We start from the raw sequence: 18,467 nt of genomic DNA, 5'->3' as shown, positions 1-18,467 counted from the left end.
TTATCCCCAGATTTTTTGATTTCCTTTCCAAAGGTTAAAATCCGGTAATAAAGGCGAGCGCTACGCTTCTTCAGGTTTTCTCTGACCTCTCCGTTATTTGTGTAAATATTAGCTGAAACTTATATAGCCTGGCAGTATCATTTTGACAGTGAAGAAGGAATCAATGGATGAAAAGCAGAACTAAAGATAAGAAGAAGAAAAGAAGAAAAGGCCTATATATAACGCTCGTTTCACTTGTTGTTTTGTTAATCGGAGGTTACTTGTTCCGTCAACAGCTGGCTGTGGCGGCATTTGATCTGTTTCTCGCCGGCTCGGTAGAAGATCAGCTATCCCGCTCTTATGTACCGCAAGAAGGCAACAATACGCCTGATCCAACAGTATACCGTAAGGAACCTTTCTCCGTGTTACTGCTGGGTTCGGATAAACGTGCCTATGAGAAGACGCGCGGACGTTCAGACACGGTTATCTATGCTGTAGTACGCCCCAAGGAATCTCGTGTGCTTCTGGTATCCATTCCACGTGATACGTATGTGCAGATTGTTGGACGGGATGCAAACAAGGACGGCGTAGATGATTATGATAAGCTGGCGCATGCCTATGCTTTTGGTGGGGAGAATATGTCCATCAATACGGTGGAGAAATTCCTTGATGCTGATGTAGGTTACTATGCAACGATCAACTTTGACGGGATCAAAAAAGTAGTTGATGCGCTTGGTGGTGTAAAACTGCCAATTGATGAGGACATTGTGAACAAGAACCCGGATCATGTGCAATTCACGATTGAAGGCGGTAAGCCGATCTATGACGGGCAGGAAGCATTGTATTATGTAAGATACCGTGAGGATAGTGATTTTAATCGTACTAAACGGCAGCAGATTTTCCTGAACGCGATGGCGAATGAGATGCTCAATTTGAATCAAATCGCCAAAATTCCGGAATTGATTCAGATTATGGGAGACAGCTTCCAGACGGATATGCGAGCTTCGTTTATTATTGATCTGGCTAAACAGGTGCTTACTCAGGAGAAACCTCAGATTTCGAGCTTCACCATTCTTGGTGAGGGGATGAAAAAGGATGGTATCTATTATGGCCAGGCTGACGAGAAAGATGTCCAATATGCCAAAGAGCTGATTAACAACTGGATGGATCAATCGACTCCAGCCGGCGAAGTAATGATCCCTGACCGGCAAAAGATTGAATAACCAATTCCATACCGATGATGTGTTGTAGACCACAATCAGCAGTACGTTTATTCGCGGGCTGCTGTTTTTTTTCTTTGCAGTGAGAACTGTGATCCTTTTGGAACATCCTGCGTTCTAATCCGTATAATATAAGTTGAGCGAGATAAGTTGAACGAAGAAATTCATAAGGAGGATACACAAGGGTATGAACATCGCATTCTTTTTGCTACCCAAACAAGAGGTTACGTGTGTGACGTCGGATTCTACGCTGCGGCAAACGTTGGAACGGATGGAATATCATCGTTTTACGGCGGTTCCCATTTTGAATAAAGAGGGCAAATATATTGGTACGGTTACCGAAGGCGACTTACTGTGGTATATGAAGAATGCCGAGGGAAAGATTTCATTTGAAAACGCTTCAAAATTTTTACTCAAAGACGTTCCACTCCGCTTGGATATTAAACCCGTATCCATTGACGCCAACATGGAAGACCTGATTAATCTGGCTAAAGTTCAGAACTTTGTTCCTGTGGTCGACGATATGGATCGATTCATTGGTATTGTCAGACGGAGTCAAATTATAGAGTACTGCGAGGGCATTGTAGCCAAAGAATCAATCAAGGCTAAGTAAAGCTGTACCGAATTTAAATATTATGGTGTCATGAGGGATAATCACAGCCATCCAGTATCATGTTAAACTTAAGAAGTGCTGAACCAAGGGCGCATTCGAAGCTTTTGACAAATATATAGGTCGATAGGATGTACGGAGGACTCCGCATAAGTACCTGACATCAGTTTCGGAGAACTTCTCCGCTTTTTGGGGTAATTTTGCGGGCCCTCTTTTTATGCTATAATGGAGAATAAAGCTTTTTCGGGGGAGAGTGACTTTCGCCAATATGCCTAAAGAACTGGATGTAGCCAAACGTGCTAAAGTGATTGAATGGCTGAAAACCGAAGTGCTTGATCAGGTATCCCGATTATTCAAGGCGTTATGGGAAGGCAGTACAACTCGAATCGGGGATAGTCTTGCCAGTTTGATTATGAGTAGTTACATATTGGGCCGCAGGCTCGGTATTCCTTTCAAGGATCTGGATGCTCTGCTAGTTGAGAAGTTGAGGAAGCATAAACAGGAAGGTCACCAGCTTGAAGACTGGTACCAGGATATTTCCGCACTAGAAGATCATATGCGTAAGAGGTGAATTTGTTGAAATTTAGCTTTAAATCAGCTGTTTGGAGCGCAGTTTATCTGCTCTTGCTACTTTCGCTGTTAACTCCTTTATCGGTACTTGCCATATTTTTTATGATGATACCGGGAGTTATTTTGTATGCTTCATTATCTTTAAAATCTTTTATATGGCATCTCGTGCCTGTAGCTGTTATTTTGGTCGTATTCCACCCCATCTACCTGTTACTATTGCTTATCTTTACCCTGCCAGCGATCGTTATGGGTCACGCGTATAAAACACGCAAATCGGCGCTGTTTGCACTGATGGCGGGAAGTGGCATGATGTTGGCAGAATACTTGTTGTTGCTCTTGGTTGGCAGTGTCATTTTCCAATTCGACCTGTCCAGTTATATTGAAGATGTAGTCAAATTGACTATTGAACCGTTAACGAATTCATCGAATCAGATGATTAACGGGTTTGCATGGACTCCTGAGATGACCGAGGATGTCGCCAAGCAAACGCAGCTTATGATTCCGTTTGCTCTCGTTGTTACATCGATGGTAATGGCCTTCATTACGCACGCCATTGCGCGTCCGATTCTGAATGTGATGGGTGTGGTGGTATCGAAGCTTCCACCAGCGAGAGAGTGGCGTATGCCGCGTGCGTTGATCTGGTATTATTTCCTTGCACTGTTGATCGAAGTGATCTCGAGACAAAGCGATGGAACATATTGGACGATGATTGCCATGAACCTGTCGCCATTAATCAATCTGGGCTTCATGATTCAAGCGATCGGCTTCTTCTTCTTTCTCTCACATACAAAGAAATGGAATCCGGTTATACCATATTTCCTGGCGGCTGCGGTCTTCTTCATTGGTCCGCTTCGGATTATCGGAATTATCGATCTGGCGTTCCCGCTTCGTGAGGCAATATCGAAATCAAAACGATAGGGTGATGAGTCTTGCCTAAATTTCTGAAGAAACGCTGGCACGGCTACTATACCGTATGGGCGTTCATACTGCTTCTATTGCTCGTTATGTTCGTTACCATTTATAACTGGACGCTTGGTTTGATTAGTCTGATACTGGCTTCGGCGCTGGGAATCGTCATGATTAAGGCGGAGCTCGCGTTCCGCCGTGAGCTTAACGACTATATTAATGGCCTGTCTATCCGGATCAAACGGATGGAGGGGGAAGCGGTCAGCATGCTTCCATTCGGAATTGTGCTGTACAGCGAAGATCGTACGGTAGAGTGGCATAATCGCTTTGTTGCGGAGATGTTCCAGGAGAAGACAATGGTGGGTAATCCGCTGCTTAATTTGTTTCCCAAACTTCCTCAGCCTAAAGAGAAGAAGGATGGGACGAAGGAACATGCATCCAGGGAATTCCATGACGAATTCCAGTTGGATGATCGGCATTATGGAGTTATTCATAACCCGCAGGAGCGGTATGTATATGTATACGAGATTACGGAGCTAGCCATTCTTCGTGATAAATATGAAAATGAACGCCTTGCTTTGGGTATTCTCGTTCTCGATAATCTGGACGAGGCTGCCCAAGGCATGGACGACCAGCAGCGTACCGCGCTGATTGCTCGTGTGACCAGTGAGATTACATCATGGGCCAAACAGTATGAAGTGTACCTGCGCCGGCTGTCTTCGGATCGTTATCTGTTGATGCTGAATCATAAGTCATTGCAAGAACTGGAGCAGAGCCGATTTGTCATTTTGGATGAAGTTCGGGAGATGACCGCTGACCTCAAAGTGCCCATGACACTCAGTGTCGGACTCGCGTTTGGTTCGGATAGCATCAGCGAGATGGGAGAATTGGCACAGTCCAGTCTGGACATGGCACTTGGACGCGGCGGCGACCAGGCGGCTGTGAAATCGGGGCAACGTCTGTCTTTCTACGGGGGCAAGTCCAACGCCGTGGAGAAACGAACACGGGTGAGAGCACGAGTTATTGCGCATGCGCTGCGTGACCTCATGCAGGAGAGCGATCGAGTGCTCATCATGGGGCACAAAATTCCGGATATGGACGCAATCGGTGCGTCCATCGGGGTATGGAAAGCGGCGAGTCTGTACAATGTGGAAGCACGCATTGTTCTGGATGGAATCAATCCAGCGATTGAACGGATGATGGAGCAAGTGAACAAGGACGAGAAGTTGTCCAAAGCATTTGTATCACCGGAACAAGCAACCCAGATGATGACAGAGCACACGCTGCTGGTCGTGGTGGATACACACAAGGCCTCTATGACCATGGAGCCGAAACTGGTGCAGTCTGCAACCCGTGTTGTCGTTGTGGATCACCATCGTCGGGGTGAGGAGTTCATCAATGATGCTGTGTTGATCTATCTGGAGCCTTACGCTTCTTCGGCTGCGGAACTGGTAACGGAGCTTTTGCAATATATTCATGACAAAGTACAATTTACTCCACTTGAAGCTACGGCTCTGCTTGCCGGAATCACGATGGATACGAAGCATTTTGCATTGCACACCGGGTCTAGAACGTTCGAGGCCGCAGGTTTCCTGCGACGTAGTGGTGCGGACACCATTATGGTCCAACGGTTGATGAAAGAAGATCTGTCAGAATATATTGCTAAGGCAGAAATCATAAAGCATGCTAAAATGGTATACGGGAACATTGCGCTGGCGGTCACGGACCCTGGCAGCAAGATTTCACAGATGATGATCGCCCAGGTGGCGGACACATTGCTAAACATGACTGACGTGGTCGCTTCATTTGTAATTAGTGAGCGTCCGGATGGACTGATTGGCATCAGCGCGAGATCGCTGGGACGCATGAATGTTCAAGTTGTCATGGAACGACTGGGCGGTGGCGGACATTTGACGAATGCTGCCGTTCAGCTCGAAGGAACGCTTGGAGAGGCAGAAAAACGGCTGACGAACGTACTGGCTGAAATCGAAAAGGAAGAGGGGCTGTTCGAATGAAAGTCATTTTTATAAAAGATATGAAGGGTCAAGGCAAGAAAGGGCAAGTGAAGGAAGTATCTGAGGGCTACGCACAGAACTTCCTACTGCCACGGGGAATTGCTCGTCTGGCAACGGACGGCAACATGAAGACACTCGACAACCAGAAGGCAGCTGAGGAACGACTCAAACAGGAAGAGAAAGCAGAAGCGGAAGCACTCGCGAAGAAGCTGGAAGCAGAAGTGACTGAACTGAAAGCCAAGTCCGGCGAAGGTGGTCGTCTGTTCGGCGCCATTACCAGCAAACAGATCGCAGAAGCTTTGTCTAAAAAGGGTTTGAAAGTAGACAAACGCAAAATTGAGCTGGACGAGCCTATTCGTACACTCGGCGTAACACAAGTAACTGTCAAGGTTCACCCTGAAGTGAAGGCAACCTTGAAGGTACAGGTAACGGAAGAGTAAGATGGGCGGAGAAATGTTATTCGACCGGATTCCCCCGCAGAACCTGGAAGCCGAACAGGCCGTGCTGGGTGCAATCCTGTTGCAGGGTGAAGCCCTGATTACAGCGATGGAACGGGTGCAAACCGAGGATTTCTATGATAAACCCCATCAATTAATCTTTGAAGCGATGATTCAGCTGGGTGAGGGAAATCAACCGATTGACCTCGTGACACTGACTTCGCTTCTGAAGGATAAAGGTGAGCTGGAGGACATCGGCGGCGTTAGTTATCTGGCTAAGCTGGCACATGGTGTACCTACAGCCGCGAACGTAGACTATTACGCTCAGATTATCGAAGAGAAATCGATGCTGCGTCGTCTGATTCGTACGGCAACACAGATCGTAAGTGAAGGATATACAGGCGGCGAAGATGTTGCAGCCATGCTTGGAGAAGCTGAACGTCGTATTCTGGAGATTTCCAATCGTCGCTCCAGTAGTGGTTTTATAGCCATTCAGGACGTATTGATGGAAGTATTCGATAAAGTCGAAACGCTGCATCAGAATCGGGGAACGACAACTGGTATCCCTTCCGGCTTCATCGATTTGGACAAGATGACTGCCGGCTTCCAGCGCAGTGACTTGATCATTGTAGCGGCGCGTCCATCCGTAGGTAAGACGGCCTTCGCCTTGAATATTGCCCAGAATGTAGGCATCCGGGCGCAAGAAACGGTAGCCATCTTCAGTCTGGAGATGTCGGCTGCACAGCTCGTACAACGGATGATCTGTGCGGAAGCTAACCTGGACGCGGGAGTTCTTCGTACAGGGGAATTCAAAGGGGATGAAGATTGGCAGAAGCTGACGATGGGTATCGCAGCTCTCAACGAAGCTAATATCTATATCGATGATACACCTGGTATCACGGTAGCCGATATTCGTGCCAAATGCCGTCGTCTGAAGAAGGAGAAGGGTCTGGGTATGATCCTGATTGACTACCTTCAATTGATTAGTGGACGCGGCAAAGCCGGGGAGAACCGTCAACAAGAGGTATCCGAGATCTCACGTACACTGAAGCAAATTGGCCGGGAACTGGAAGTTCCAGTTATCGCCTTGTCTCAGCTGAGCCGGGGTGTAGAGCAGCGTCAGGATAAACGTCCAATGATGAGTGACTTGCGGGAATCGGGTTCGATTGAGCAAGATGCCGACATCGTAGCGTTCCTCTACCGGGATGACTACTATAATCAGGATACCGAAAAGAAAAATATTATCGAGATCATTATCGCCAAACAGCGTAACGGTCCGGTAGGTACAGTAGAACTGGTCTTCCTGAAAAACTTTAATAAATTCGTCAACTACGAGAGGGCGCACAATGACGCCTTTGCGATGTAACGGGCAGGTGCTGACGGCTTCGATCAGGAAGCAAACTCGTCTGTCCCGAAGATCAACTATTAGAGCAACTGAACTCAAACATGTGTTATAAATACCAGATATAGATTCACATTGAAATAGATATCCTTGAACCGGTGATAGCAGTCAAGCAAGATTGGACTGAGGTCTCCGGTTTTTTGTGTCGAAATTATGGGTAAATCCCGAACATTACAGTTGTACTATATCTAATTGTTCGCCATTTGATTTGACTTTGAAAAAAGGTACTGGTACACTAATACTGCTGCGTTAAAGCAGCGCAAACCTTCCCTTGAATGTAACGGAAGGACATTTTTACTGTCCGTTAGCACGCTTCTCAGTCGGTTTATTGCGTAACATGCCTGCCGGGATAGAGGACGGACAGACCAATACAAAGGTGCGCAAGGCACCCACGGAGGAATGTTAACTATGTCAACGGTAGTTGTAGTGGGAACGCAATGGGGAGACGAAGGAAAAGGTAAAATCACGGATTATTTGGCGGAGAGCGCTGATGTGGTGGCTCGTTATCAAGGTGGTAACAACGCGGGTCATACAATTCTGATTGATAACAAAAAATATAAACTGACGATGATTCCATCAGGGATTTTCTACACGGATAAAGCGTGTGTTATTGGTAACGGAATGGTTATCAACCCGAAGGCACTCATCGAAGAAATTAATTATATTCATGACAATGATTTTACAACGAAGAACCTGTCCATCAGTGAGCGTGCACATATCATCCTGCCATATCACATGGTACTGGATGCACTGGAAGAAGAGAGCAAAGGCCCGAACAAAATTGGTACGACTGGCAAAGGAATTGGCCCATGTTACATGGACAAATCAGCTCGTATCGGTATTCGAATGGTTGACCTGCTGGATGCTGAAGATTTCGAACTGAAACTGCGTCACCTGGTCAAAGAAAAAAACCGCGTCATTGAGCAAGTCTATGGCGGTCAGCCTGTTGATGTGGAAGAGATTCTGCGAGATTACCTCGAATACGCAGAAATTCTGCGTCCTTATGTACGTGATACATCCGTTGTTCTGAACGAATATATTGATGAGAACAAAAAAGTATTGTTCGAAGGCGCACAAGGCGTGATGTTGGACCTTGACCAAGGAACTTATCCATTTGTTACATCATCCAATCCGTCCGCAGGTGGCGTATGTATCGGGTCTGGCGTAGGCCCAGCTCGTATTCAGCAAGTTATTGGCGTAGCCAAAGCCTACACAACTCGTGTAGGAGATGGCCCATTCCCTACGGAATTGCATGATGCGATCGGCGACCAAATCCGTGAGACGGGACATGAGTATGGTACGGTAACTGGACGTCCACGTCGTGTGGGTTGGTTCGATAGTGTTGTTGTTCGCCATGCGCGTCGTGTTAGTGGTATTACAGGTCTGTCCCTGAACTCTCTGGACGTAATGACGGGTCTGGAAACCGTAAAAATCTGCACAGGATACAAATTCCGCGGCGAGGTTATCACACACTATCCGGCAAGCCTCAAAATGCTGGCTGAATGTGAAGCGGTATACGAAGAGATGCCAGGCTGGAGCGAAGATATCACTGGAGCGAAGAAACTTGAAGACCTGCCAGTGAACACACAGAATTATGTAAAACGTGTTTCCGAACTGACGGGCATTCCAATTGCGATCTTCTCCGTTGGTCGTAACCGTGAGCAAACGAATCAAGTTCTTCCAATCTACGAGTAATCGAAGAAATAGAGAGATTATTTATTGAATTAATCAAATAGATTACTATGCCGACTCCGGCAGTAAAGCCTCCAGTTGTTGCTTTGATAGCGATGACTGGAGGTTTTTTGTATGTTTATCGGATATAATCCCGAGATTTCCGTCAATACTGGTTAACAGTAGAGTCACAGATCCCGACATGCGCATGCTAGAACGGGTGGGATAATCGGAGGGAGAGAACGGAATGAAGTTGCTTGTCTGGTTTGTCAAAATCGTGCTAACCGTGTTGCTGGTCAGTTCACTGACCCTGCTTACGACCGGATTAATTGTACAGTCATATGCGAAGTCGCTACTCGCAAGTTTCAATATTCAGTGGGAAGGTCAACCCATGGGCTTAACCGCCATGTTCCAGGGTGCCTTGGGTGGTAAAACCAGTGAGGGGAATAAATCGGGAAATGGGACGACAGATCAGCCGACCGGAGCGGACGAAGAGCGGGTTCCGGAAGATGCTGTTTCAGTTATGGGAAATGGTACGGAGAGCGGTCAATCTGGCGTAGATACAAGCAGCGAGGCGTCTCAAGGGAATGGCTCAGGCGAGGGCGCAGGTGAAGGTTCAGGTACAGATACGACCGTAGGCTCAAACTCAGGCACAGGCACAGGTAGTGAATCAGGAACAGCCCAGGGAAGCGGTTCAGCTTCGGGGAACGGAACCGGAGCGGCTAGCGGTGGTGCTTCCTCAGGAAATGATGCGATTGTTGTATCACCGGATGACATCACAGGAGCGAAGGACAAGCTGCCCGCAGAGGAGAAAGAAAAAATCTTCAGCTTGCTCATGAATAAGCTACCACAGAAAGAAATGCAGCAGATCTCAGGCGCCATGGAAGGTGGCCTAACCGAACAGGAATTACGTGAGATTGAACAGGTGATCTCGAAGTACCTGACCAGCGAAGAGTACGACAACCTGATGGAAGTCCTGCAAACAGAATAAATTGGAAGTTAAAACAGGCGTGTTCATGGGCCATTGGAGATGATCGAAAGGTTTATGATTCCGTTTACCTTATCCCTTATCAGAGTTGATCTGGTGAGGGATTTTATTTGTATTTTTATGAAAAATAAAGCATATTTTACTGGGTCTTAGAACCTAGTCTTAAATTGTGAGTAAAAGTACATAGTACAGCGGATGTTGAGGCATAATGGGTGATGGATCGGTCATAAGAACTTATGGATAATTCAGGAAAACCAAGCGTGGCGTGGCTTTGCGGTGTGATGTGTAGAGTTGAAATAAGTGTAAAACCTGTGTTAAAGTATACGGGTGTGATAAAAGGTTAAAATTTTGACACTTTTATGAGCGCAGCTAAAGTCCTGATTTTGCGGACACCCAATACAAGTATCAACGAGCATGGGACAGACACGATGGGTGATGTCTTGACAGAAATGCGAACTGAGAAGTGCTGAAAAGGAGAGAATCATGAAAGGTTTCAGAGGCATACGCCAACCGGGCAAAGACCGGGTACACGAACAATCCGGGGAACACCGGACGGCCGAAGACAAAAACAACATGAGCATGTCCACCTTCAGTGTGAATAAGAAGCGCGTTCTGGCCTCGCGCAAATGGATCATTACAGCAGCTTGTGGTGTATTCATCGCAGCATCGCTCGGGTTCGCAGGCAAACAATATGTTACTGCAAATACCGTGCCGTATTATAAAGTAATGGTTAAAGGTAGCGAGATTGGTACCATTGCAGATGAAGCACAATTACAACAACTATTTACAGACAAAACCGAGGAATATCAACATAAATATCCGGATGCAGAGATGGTGCTGAACACGGATGGTATCACAACCGAAACGGTAAGAGCATACAAACCTGAAGTGAACAGTGACGAGACGCTGGACAAACTGGGTGACATGCTAACAGCCTACGCCAAAGGCGTGGAGCTCAAGGTAGACGGTGAAGTCATTGGTATTGTGAAAGATCAGGCTACAGCGGATGCAATCCTGGAACAGGTGCAGAGCAAATACATATCGGCATCGACTGTGCGAAGTTCGCTGAAGACGAAGTCGGTATCGGCTAATTCCTCGAAGAAAAACGAGGGACCAAGTACAACCGTGAAGTCGGTAGGCATCAAGGAAGATGTAGCGACGGATGTGGTGAAGGCTGACCCAAACAAAATATGGGATGTGTCCGAGGCGGTTAAAGCATTAACCGTCGGTAAAGACGCGCCTGTAACTTATGTGGTTCATGAAGGAGATACAATCTCGTCGATCGCTGCCAAGTATGAAATTACACAAAGTGAGATTCGCCAGCATAATCCGGGCATCAAGGAAACGTCGCTTCAAATTGGAGACGAACTGACCCTGACCGTTCCGAAACCGGCGATAACCGTTAAATCGGTGGAGCAGGTTGTTGAGCAGATTGAGATTAAACCGCAAGTGGAAGTACGCAAAAGTGCTGAGTTGAAAGCAGGTACCACAAAAGTCGTGCGTCCAGGACAAAGCGGATTGAAAAGCATGCAGTACCGTATAACCAAAGAAAATGGTGAAGTTGTTCAGGAAGAGTGGCTTGGTCAGGAAGTGATTAAAGCAGCTGTAACTGAAGTGGTCCTTAGCGGAACCAAAGTCGTTGGCGAGGGCACAGGTGAATTTGCTTGGCCGGTATCCAATGCAACGATGAGCAGCAGCTTCGGACAACGGTGGGGGCGCCAGCACAAAGGTGTCGATCTGGTAGGTAACCGCGATGTGAAAGCGTCTGACGAGGGTGTAATTACTTTTGCTGGACAGAAAAGCGGTTATGGTAATGTCATCATTATTAACCACCGTAACGGATACGAAACACTGTATGGACATCTGAACAGCATTGGCGTTAAGGTTGGACAAGTGGTTGAAAAAGGCGAGAGTATTGGTGTTATGGGCAACACGGGTCGTTCGACCGGAACACATCTGCATTTTGAGATTATTAAGAATGGAACGGTAGAAAATCCTTTAACGTATCTGAACTAATAGAGCTTAAGGAGAGCAAGGTTGGCAATGATGCTGGCCTTGTTTTTTGCTGCTGTAAAAAATTTTCAAATGAAAGACCTTTCAAGCCTCTGATCGGGATGTGACGGTGCTTCAGGTATGTTAAACTATAGAGTATATACAACAATCAACGAGGCTTTGGTACAAGCTGAACATAGAAGATAGATATAGACGCTAATGCGGATTAAGCAGGATATAGGGGTGAATTCAGCCGATGCAGGGGAAGATTTTGGTGGTGGACGATGAACAGCCCATCGCAGACATTCTGAAGTTTAATTTGGAAAAAGAGGGGTACGAGGTCATCTGTGCATTTGATGGCATTCGTGCGGTTGAACTGGCGTTATCCGAAAAACCGGATCTGATGCTGCTGGATCTGATGCTGCCGGGCAAGGACGGTATGGATGTATGTCGTGAGGTGCGCGCTCATCTGGAGATGCCGATCATTATGCTTACCGCCAAGGATGGCGAGATCGACAAGGTACTCGGGTTGGAATTGGGTGCGGATGATTACGTGACGAAGCCGTTCAGTACGCGTGAGTTGCTTGCAAGGGTGAAGGCACAGATGCGCAGACGGCAAAAGCTTGCGATTACGGCAGAAGCGCCGGAAGATGAGGAAAAGCAGGTCATGCGGCTATTTGATCTGGCATTTGATATGGACATGTATACGGCTTACAAAGGCGGGGAACCGCTCGATCTGACCCACCGTGAGTACGAACTTCTCTATTATATGGCGAAGCACTCCGGCAAGGTTATGACTCGGGAACATCTGCTGCAAGCGGTATGGGGATATGAATATTTCGGCGATGTACGTACTGTGGATGTCACGATCCGTCGTCTGCGTGAGAAGATTGAGGAGAATCCGAGCAAACCGGAAACCATTCTGACACGCCGCGGGCTTGGTTATCTCGTGCGCAGTGCCAAAAGCGTGGGGATATAATGGGCCGATTCGCGCGATTCTCGTTCTTTCGAACGATTCAGGCGAAATTGATTATTATCTATGTACTGCTGATTTTGATTGCGATGCAATTGATCGGCGTTTATTTTGTGAGCGCGATGAAGAATTCGCTAACGAGCAACTTTACGGAAGACTTGCAGGCCCGTGCGGAGATGCTGTCGGTTCTCGTGGGGGAGACGATGGCGGGTGGAGAAGCAGAGGCTGGCGAGGACAAAACGGAAAATCTACGTGTGCTGGTGAACAACCTGTTCAACATTAACGGTGCCGAGATTCAAGTGCTGGATGCTAGCGGAAAAGTATTGACGACCTCGCTAAGTTCACATTCAGACTATGTGGGGCGAAAAAACACCCAGACCGTCGTCAGCCGTGCGCTGCAAGGCATTCGGGATAATGAGGAATATATCGTGGACGAGGATAATGTTCGCAAAAAAGTCGTCGCCAAGCCTGTGCTGTCCGGCGGCAAAATCATTGGTGCGGTCTACATCGCAGCATCCATGAACGAGCTGTATTCCACGATGGAGGGAATCAACAAAATCTTCATCTCCGGTATCCTGATTGCCTTGGTGTTAACCGCGGTACTTGGCGTGATCCTGTCCCATACGATTACGCAGCCGATTAAGGAAGTGACTCGGAGGGCGACAGCGGTCGCAGAAGGTAACTTTGATCAGCAGACACCGGTATTCGGCACGGATGAGATTGGTCAGCTCAGTCGGGCTTTTAACTATATGACCAGCAGGCTTCGGGATGCACTCTCTCAGAATGAAGAGGAGAAGGAGAAGTTGACCTCCATTCTGACCAATATGAGTGATGGTGTGGTAGCTACGGATGAGTACGGGAAAGTCATTCTCGTAAATCGTCGTGCCAGCAGCATACTGGGTATGCATCCTGCGGATATTGAAGGAAGACATTTTGCCATATTACTCGGCATTGATCCGGAGGATGCGGAAGCTCTCGCGAGTGGGTTCACAGGTTCTACGCTGCTGCAAATTGCACCCGCAGGACAAGAAGAGCCTGTGGTCATTCGGATGACGTTCACACCGGTTCATCGGCGTGAACGGGGGATCACGGGAACCATTGCCGTACTTCAGGATGTTACCGAACAGGAAGAGCTTGAGGCATCCCGGCGTGAATTCGTGGCGAATGTATCCCATGAACTGCGTACACCACTGACTACGATCAAGAGTTACGCGGAAGCGTTGGATGATGGTGCACTGGAAGACCCGCAGCTTGCCGGTCGTTTTGTTGGTGTTATTCAGAACGAGACGGAGCGAATGATCAGGCTGGTTACGGATCTGCTGCACCTGTCGCGGCTGGATTCCAAAGAGGCTTTGCTGAGGAAACAACCAACCGACATTCTGGAAATGCTGGAGGAAGTGACCGATCGCTTCTCATTCCAGATGCATCAGAAGGATATTCAGCCAGTGCTGTCTGTGGAGAATGATATTCCGGCTGTTCCACTGGATCGAGACCAGATTGATCAGGTGCTGGATAATGTCGTATCCAATGCGCTGAAATATACATTGGAAGGCGGCACCATTACGATTGCTGCTAGACGCAGTGATGGACACGCCCTTGCCATCTCGGTATCAGATACCGGAATGGGTATTCCACAGCGCGATCTGGATCGCATTTTTGAGCGGTTTTACCGGGTGGACAAGGCTCGTTCTCGCAGTATGGGAGGTACAGGATTAGGACTGTCCATTGCCCGGGAAATTGTGAAGGCGCATGATGGCAGCATCTCTCTGGAGTCTGAAGTGGACGTAGGCACGACAGTAACGTTCACACTGCCGATGCGTGAGGAAGGGGGTGAGCACCGTGAAGGAACGGATTAAATCATTGGTGCTTGCTGCCCTTGTTGTAGCCAGTCTGGTTCAGAGTTATTTTCTAATCTACCGTCTGCCCGGAGGCGGCGATTCCATTGTGACGTCAGAGACGAACTATGTGAAGACGGAAAATATGGGTCAGGAACGCAATATTGAAGAATTGATCTTCCCTGATCAGATGATTATTCATCTGGGCGAGGATAAACATACGGTGTTTTACCCTGGCAATACGTTCTATCAGTTGATCTATTCAAGGTTACAGGGGCGGACGTTCGATGATTTTCAGCGCCGCAGCGTGCAATCGGTGAACTGGGATCAGATTCGCAAGGAGAACCCTGGGTTTGAACTATCGTTCAAAGAAGGGATTCCCGTAGCATTGTTACAGCGGGTAATGAGGCTCGGGACGGATTCCTTATTCCAGGGGGAGACCATTAACCGAATCTCGATCTATACGGCTAAAAATGAAACGAAGGCCCATGCGCTGTTCTTCAGCGCCAAGGGAGACGTGGTATATGAAGCAACGCAGGCGGACCTGACAGTACAAGACGTGCAGCAGCATGTTGACTTCGGTACGAACTGGACGCCATATACCTTAATGGATGGCGGTTATTATATCCCGGCGGAACCTCTGGAGACAATTGAGGCGGATGTGCCGACAGGTCAGTTCACGGTTGAGCAGATGCAGCGCAGTCTGTTCTTCGACCCAAGCATGACTCGGAACATCCGGGAAAAAGACGGGTCTGAGATTTACACGGACAGTAAACGTAGTCTGCAGGTAAAACAGGAACAGCGCTGGATCAGTTACACCGATCCGGCGGCACCGCCAGCAGGACAGATTGATCCTGCGAAGGATGCGTTGTCTGCGGTTGATTTTGTGAATCAGCATGGGGGCTGGAAAGGCCGTTCGCGCATGATGCTGGGGACCACGGACAGCAAAACACGGCTTGAATTCCAGCAGTATTACGGCAGTTATCCGATTATGGATTCCATGCAGTTCCGCTTCGGCACGATTAGCATGGAGATGCAGCAGGAGACGGTATCCAGTTATGAACGATCGCTGGAGTACCTGAACGAAGGTGCAGAGACCAAGAAATCGGTCAAATTGCCTGGCGGAGACAAGCTGAAGGCTCTGATTAAAAAGGTCGCAGGTGAGAATCGCCAGGTTGTGGATGTATATCCAGCGTATCGTCCTTCTACAACTGAGGATGGACTAAGGCTGATTCCGGTATGGGTTATTCGCTTTGGAAACGGGGAGGAGACTACCGTATCTTGATGGGTTATAGTCTTTAAACCAAAGAGTAGCTGTACTTTATCACTACGCGTGCAGAATAACCTTTCGATCGCTGTTACCCCCAGATTTCTTGAATTCCCTTTTAACACGGGAGAAATCTGGTGGTAAAGGCGAACGCTCCGCTTCTTCAGGTTATTTCTGCCCTCTCCGTTATCGTATAGCTTTAAGTTCAAAGGCTATAAACGGCCAGTTCCGGTGGAGGGTGTAGGCAACTTGAGAAAGTATTGCAAGCAGCTAGTTTAGGGGGGGATGTTATGGATTGGGGACGGGCGAAAAATGTGTTGATCTATGCCTTTCTGCTGCTCAATCTGGTGCTGGGTTACCAGATCTGGATGGATGCGCGGGAGACGGCCGGAGCCAATCTGGACTTCACCTCACTGGCAGACAATACACAGCAGGCGATGGAAGAGAAGGGCATTCAGGTGCTGGCTCCGATTCCGAATGAAACGCCGAAGTTGCCGAAGTTGTCCTATGAGTTCATTGAAGAGGACAAGGCTGGTGTTGATATGGAGCTGGAACAGCCGGTAGATAGCAAGTTGATTTTCTCACAGAGTGAGCTGGAAGATGCATTACAGCGTGAGATTCCACAGATCGGGACATACCGGCTGGATCAGCTGATGGCCGAGGATGGGGCTTTTGTGCTTCACCCACTGGTGGATGGCAAATGGCCGCTCTTCAATGTGAGTCTGGAGTTGTTCTACAGCGACCAGAAAATAAAGGGTTATCGTCAGACTCCGGTGCGAATTACAACCGCAGAGGAGAGCGATCAGCAGGTACTTCCGGCGTCGAAGGCGCTGGGAACGCTGATCGAGAACTTTTTGCCAAATGATGCGATTGTCAAAGATATTCAGCTGGGCTATTACGGCCAGTTGTTCAATTCAGATATACAGGTAGCGATGCCGGCATGGCGGTTCGTGCTGGAAAGTGGCGAAGTGTTGTACGTGCAGGGCATCAGTGGGGATGTATTTAGTCCCAAGACAGACAAACCAGGGGAGTAATGCGTTATGGGGATATATTTTACCGTGTTATCCAGCGGTTCGACAGGTAATGCCACGGTCATACAGCATGGGGGGACCTCTCTCATGATTGATGCGGGTCTTAGTGCGAAGCGATTGGATGCACTGTTTCAGGAAAGGGAGATTTCTGGGGCAGAACTGGACGGGATTCTGGTTACACATGAACATTCCGATCACATTAAAGGACTAGGCGCGATGTCTCGGAAATATAATTTACCAATCTACGCGAATCTGAATACGTGGGCGGCGCTGGAAAAGTCGGTTGGGGCGATTCCAGAGGAAAACCGGAGGATTTTTGAGACGGGTGAAAAGCATGATTTTGGGTCACTGCGTGTTGAATCCTTCGGGATCTCGCATGATGCGGCTGAGCCAGTAGGGTATACGTTCGATGACGGCAGTGAGAAGCTGTCTGTTGCAACAGATCTCGGGTACATGAGCGACAAGGTTCGCGATGCGATCTCCGATTCCGACGTGCTGGTGCTGGAGGCGAATCATGATGTCGAATTGCTGCGTATGGGGCGTTATCCGTGGAACACCAAGCGCCGGATTTTGAGCGACATTGGGCATTTGTCGAACGAAGCAGCAGGGGCAGCGCTTAGTGAACTGATGAACGGACGCATCAAGCGCACGTATCTGGCACATCTTAGCCGTGATCATAATATGATGGACTTGGCGAAAATGTCGGTGCGTGACGCGATGGAGAGCCGTGGATGCTTTTATCGGGATCATGAGTTCAAACTCTGTGATACGTATTACGACCGGCCTACGCCATGGGATAGGGTGGGTGAGCCATAAAGCTGTCCAGTTCGGCGGCTTTGCGCTCGACTTCCTCGCGGGTTAGGATGCCTTTATCAATAAGTAGTTCGATGATGGTACTCAGTGCAAGGGTATTGCGATAGTGTTCTTCCTTGAGATCGGCCAGCTTGGCCGCCATATGAACTTCGTCCATGGCTGTGAGTGTACGCGTGCGATCCATGTATACTTCCTCCTCTATGAAGCTTCGAATTGTCTTTTACTATTATTGTAGTCAGGCTTGATGGAAAACATTCCTCTTTTTGCCGCTAACATTTCAGTGATAAGGCGTGTATGCTGAACCTGTGACCATGCAGGGGTAAAAAAGTTCTTCAAAATGGCCAAAACGGCGCTTAGCGAACCGGATTTTGTGGTGATAGATACTATGGACCTTTACTGTTAAGCGCGTTATAGCAGAAATGTGCGGTAATTTTCGTTAATATGCAACTTTTTTGGATTTGGCGTGTTTAGTATATGAGGAGCATTGTGATTTTGGCTGTTTTGCGTGTGAAATGGCATGTCATAGAATGCGAGAGCATGATTGATAGAGTCACTGACAGAATGGCGTGTCCGTTCTGTTGTACATAGACGCTGTATCTTGATTTGATGCCGGGATGCGGCGATATGCAAGACCATTTTATAAAATGCAAAAAAGCATGGGAAAACGAGAGGTTATTTACGGTACGCACGTAACGGAAGACACAGAACGAGGCTGGAGAAGCGTAGCGTTCGCCTTTATGAACAAATTTTACCGAGGA

At 48.0% G+C, this 18,467-nt stretch carries 16 protein-coding genes; 15 read left to right on the top strand and 1 reads right to left on the bottom strand.

Going from position 1 to position 18,467, the window contains the following annotated elements:
* The first annotated feature begins 167 nt into the window (after positions 1–167).
* The 15 genes from MKY85_RS29940 to MKY85_RS29870 all read left to right on the top strand — a co-directional run bounded on the left by MKY85_RS29940 (position 168) and on the right by MKY85_RS29870 (position 17,712).
* Positions 168–1,202 (top strand): LCP family protein, encoded by a 1,035-nt coding sequence (locus tag MKY85_RS29940; protein WP_091035261.1) that lies wholly within the window; start codon positions 168–170, stop codon positions 1,200–1,202.
* 184 nt (positions 1,203–1,386) lie between these two features.
* Positions 1,387–1,812 (top strand): CBS domain-containing protein, encoded by a 426-nt coding sequence (locus MKY85_RS29935; protein ID WP_091035263.1) that lies wholly within the window; start codon positions 1,387–1,389, stop codon positions 1,810–1,812.
* A gap of 265 nt (positions 1,813–2,077) precedes the next feature.
* Positions 2,078–2,380, top strand: a complete 303-nt coding sequence (locus MKY85_RS29930) for a MazG-like family protein (RefSeq protein WP_253442948.1) — start codon at positions 2,078–2,080, stop codon at positions 2,378–2,380.
* A gap of 5 nt (positions 2,381–2,385) precedes the next feature.
* Positions 2,386–3,297 (top strand): DUF2232 domain-containing protein, encoded by a 912-nt coding sequence (locus MKY85_RS29925; protein ID WP_017691446.1) that lies wholly within the window; start codon positions 2,386–2,388, stop codon positions 3,295–3,297.
* Between the two features lie 11 nt (positions 3,298–3,308).
* Positions 3,309–5,300 carry a DHH family phosphoesterase gene (locus MKY85_RS29920; protein WP_339238881.1) on the top strand — a complete coding sequence of 664 codons (1,992 nt, stop codon included), beginning with the start codon at positions 3,309–3,311 and terminating at the stop codon, positions 5,298–5,300.
* Positions 5,297–5,740 (top strand): 50S ribosomal protein L9, encoded by a 444-nt coding sequence (rplI, locus tag MKY85_RS29915; protein ID WP_036611925.1) that lies wholly within the window; start codon positions 5,297–5,299, stop codon positions 5,738–5,740. The genes MKY85_RS29920 and rplI overlap by 4 nt, the downstream gene beginning before the upstream one ends.
* 1 nt (position 5,741) lies before the next feature.
* Positions 5,742–7,103 (top strand): replicative DNA helicase, encoded by a 1,362-nt coding sequence (dnaB, locus tag MKY85_RS29910; protein ID WP_253442260.1) that lies wholly within the window; start codon positions 5,742–5,744, stop codon positions 7,101–7,103.
* Positions 7,104–7,547: 444 nt separating this feature from the next.
* Complete coding sequence (locus MKY85_RS29905; protein ID WP_339238880.1) at positions 7,548–8,834, top strand: adenylosuccinate synthase; 1,287 nt, start codon at positions 7,548–7,550, stop codon at positions 8,832–8,834.
* 223 nt (positions 8,835–9,057) lie between these two features.
* Entirely contained in the window at positions 9,058–9,801 is a 744-nt protein-coding gene (locus MKY85_RS29900) for a hypothetical protein (RefSeq protein WP_342571512.1), read from the top strand.
* Positions 9,802–10,281: 480 nt separating this feature from the next.
* Positions 10,282–11,814, top strand: a complete 1,533-nt coding sequence (locus MKY85_RS29895) for a peptidoglycan DD-metalloendopeptidase family protein (protein WP_342571511.1) — start codon at positions 10,282–10,284, stop codon at positions 11,812–11,814.
* Between the two features lie 232 nt (positions 11,815–12,046).
* On the top strand, positions 12,047–12,769 hold the full coding sequence (gene yycF / locus MKY85_RS29890) for a response regulator YycF (protein ID WP_074092884.1): 723 nt from the start codon (positions 12,047–12,049) through the stop codon (positions 12,767–12,769).
* Positions 12,769–14,619: a cell wall metabolism sensor histidine kinase WalK gene (gene walK / locus MKY85_RS29885; protein WP_342571510.1), complete on the top strand. Its 1,851-nt coding sequence runs from the start codon at positions 12,769–12,771 to the stop codon at positions 14,617–14,619. Before yycF ends, walK begins: the two co-directional genes overlap by 1 nt.
* The gene (gene yycH / locus MKY85_RS29880) at positions 14,603–15,883 is read left to right on the top strand and encodes a two-component system activity regulator YycH (RefSeq protein WP_339238872.1); all 1,281 of its coding nucleotides are present in this window, start codon (positions 14,603–14,605) and stop codon (positions 15,881–15,883) included. Before walK ends, yycH begins: the two co-directional genes overlap by 17 nt.
* A 272-nt stretch (positions 15,884–16,155) precedes the next feature.
* Positions 16,156–16,899: a two-component system regulatory protein YycI gene (yycI, locus tag MKY85_RS29875; RefSeq protein WP_253442245.1), complete on the top strand. Its 744-nt coding sequence runs from the start codon at positions 16,156–16,158 to the stop codon at positions 16,897–16,899.
* 6 nt (positions 16,900–16,905) lie between these two features.
* On the top strand, positions 16,906–17,712 hold the full coding sequence (locus MKY85_RS29870; protein WP_339258117.1) for an MBL fold metallo-hydrolase: 807 nt from the start codon (positions 16,906–16,908) through the stop codon (positions 17,710–17,712).
* Here the strand turns inward: MKY85_RS29870 and MKY85_RS29865 are convergent.
* Positions 17,681–17,893 carry a hypothetical protein gene (locus MKY85_RS29865; protein ID WP_036611899.1) on the bottom strand — a complete coding sequence of 71 codons (213 nt, stop codon included), beginning with the start codon at positions 17,891–17,893 and terminating at the stop codon, positions 17,681–17,683. The two genes, MKY85_RS29870 and MKY85_RS29865, sit on opposite strands and share 32 nt — an antisense overlap.
* Positions 17,894–18,467: the final 574 nt, after the last annotated feature.

The sequence above is a fragment of the Paenibacillus sp. FSL R5-0749 genome (assembly GCF_038595085.1).
Lineage (GTDB): Bacteria > Bacillota > Bacilli > Paenibacillales > Paenibacillaceae > Paenibacillus.
Note: the sequence above shows the minus strand (reverse complement) of the source record. Positions and strands in the feature narration are given on the sequence as shown.

Excerpts from the sequence above, each read along its gene's own strand:
- MKY85_RS29940 (WP_091035261.1), top strand. The coding sequence starts at position 168 with ATGAAAAGCAGAACTAAAGATAAGAAGAAGAAAAGAAGAAAAGGCCTA.
- MKY85_RS29935 (WP_091035263.1), top strand. The coding sequence starts at position 1,387 with ATGAACATCGCATTCTTTTTGCTACCCAAACAAGAGGTTACGTGTGTG.
- MKY85_RS29930 (WP_253442948.1), top strand. The coding sequence starts at position 2,078 with ATGCCTAAAGAACTGGATGTAGCCAAACGTGCTAAAGTGATTGAATGG.
- rplI (WP_036611925.1), top strand. The coding sequence starts at position 5,297 with ATGAAAGTCATTTTTATAAAAGATATGAAGGGTCAAGGCAAGAAAGGG.
- dnaB (WP_253442260.1), top strand. The coding sequence starts at position 5,742 with ATGGGCGGAGAAATGTTATTCGACCGGATTCCCCCGCAGAACCTGGAA.
- MKY85_RS29905 (WP_339238880.1), top strand. The coding sequence starts at position 7,548 with ATGTCAACGGTAGTTGTAGTGGGAACGCAATGGGGAGACGAAGGAAAA.
- MKY85_RS29900 (WP_342571512.1), top strand. The coding sequence starts at position 9,058 with ATGAAGTTGCTTGTCTGGTTTGTCAAAATCGTGCTAACCGTGTTGCTG.
- MKY85_RS29895 (WP_342571511.1), top strand. The coding sequence starts at position 10,282 with ATGAAAGGTTTCAGAGGCATACGCCAACCGGGCAAAGACCGGGTACAC.
- yycF (WP_074092884.1), top strand. The coding sequence starts at position 12,047 with ATGCAGGGGAAGATTTTGGTGGTGGACGATGAACAGCCCATCGCAGAC.
- walK (WP_342571510.1), top strand. The coding sequence starts at position 12,769 with ATGGGCCGATTCGCGCGATTCTCGTTCTTTCGAACGATTCAGGCGAAA.
- yycI (WP_253442245.1), top strand. The coding sequence starts at position 16,156 with ATGGATTGGGGACGGGCGAAAAATGTGTTGATCTATGCCTTTCTGCTG.
- MKY85_RS29870 (WP_339258117.1), top strand. The coding sequence starts at position 16,906 with ATGGGGATATATTTTACCGTGTTATCCAGCGGTTCGACAGGTAATGCC.
- MKY85_RS29865 (WP_036611899.1), bottom strand. The coding sequence starts at position 17,893 with ATGGATCGCACGCGTACACTCACAGCCATGGACGAAGTTCATATGGCG.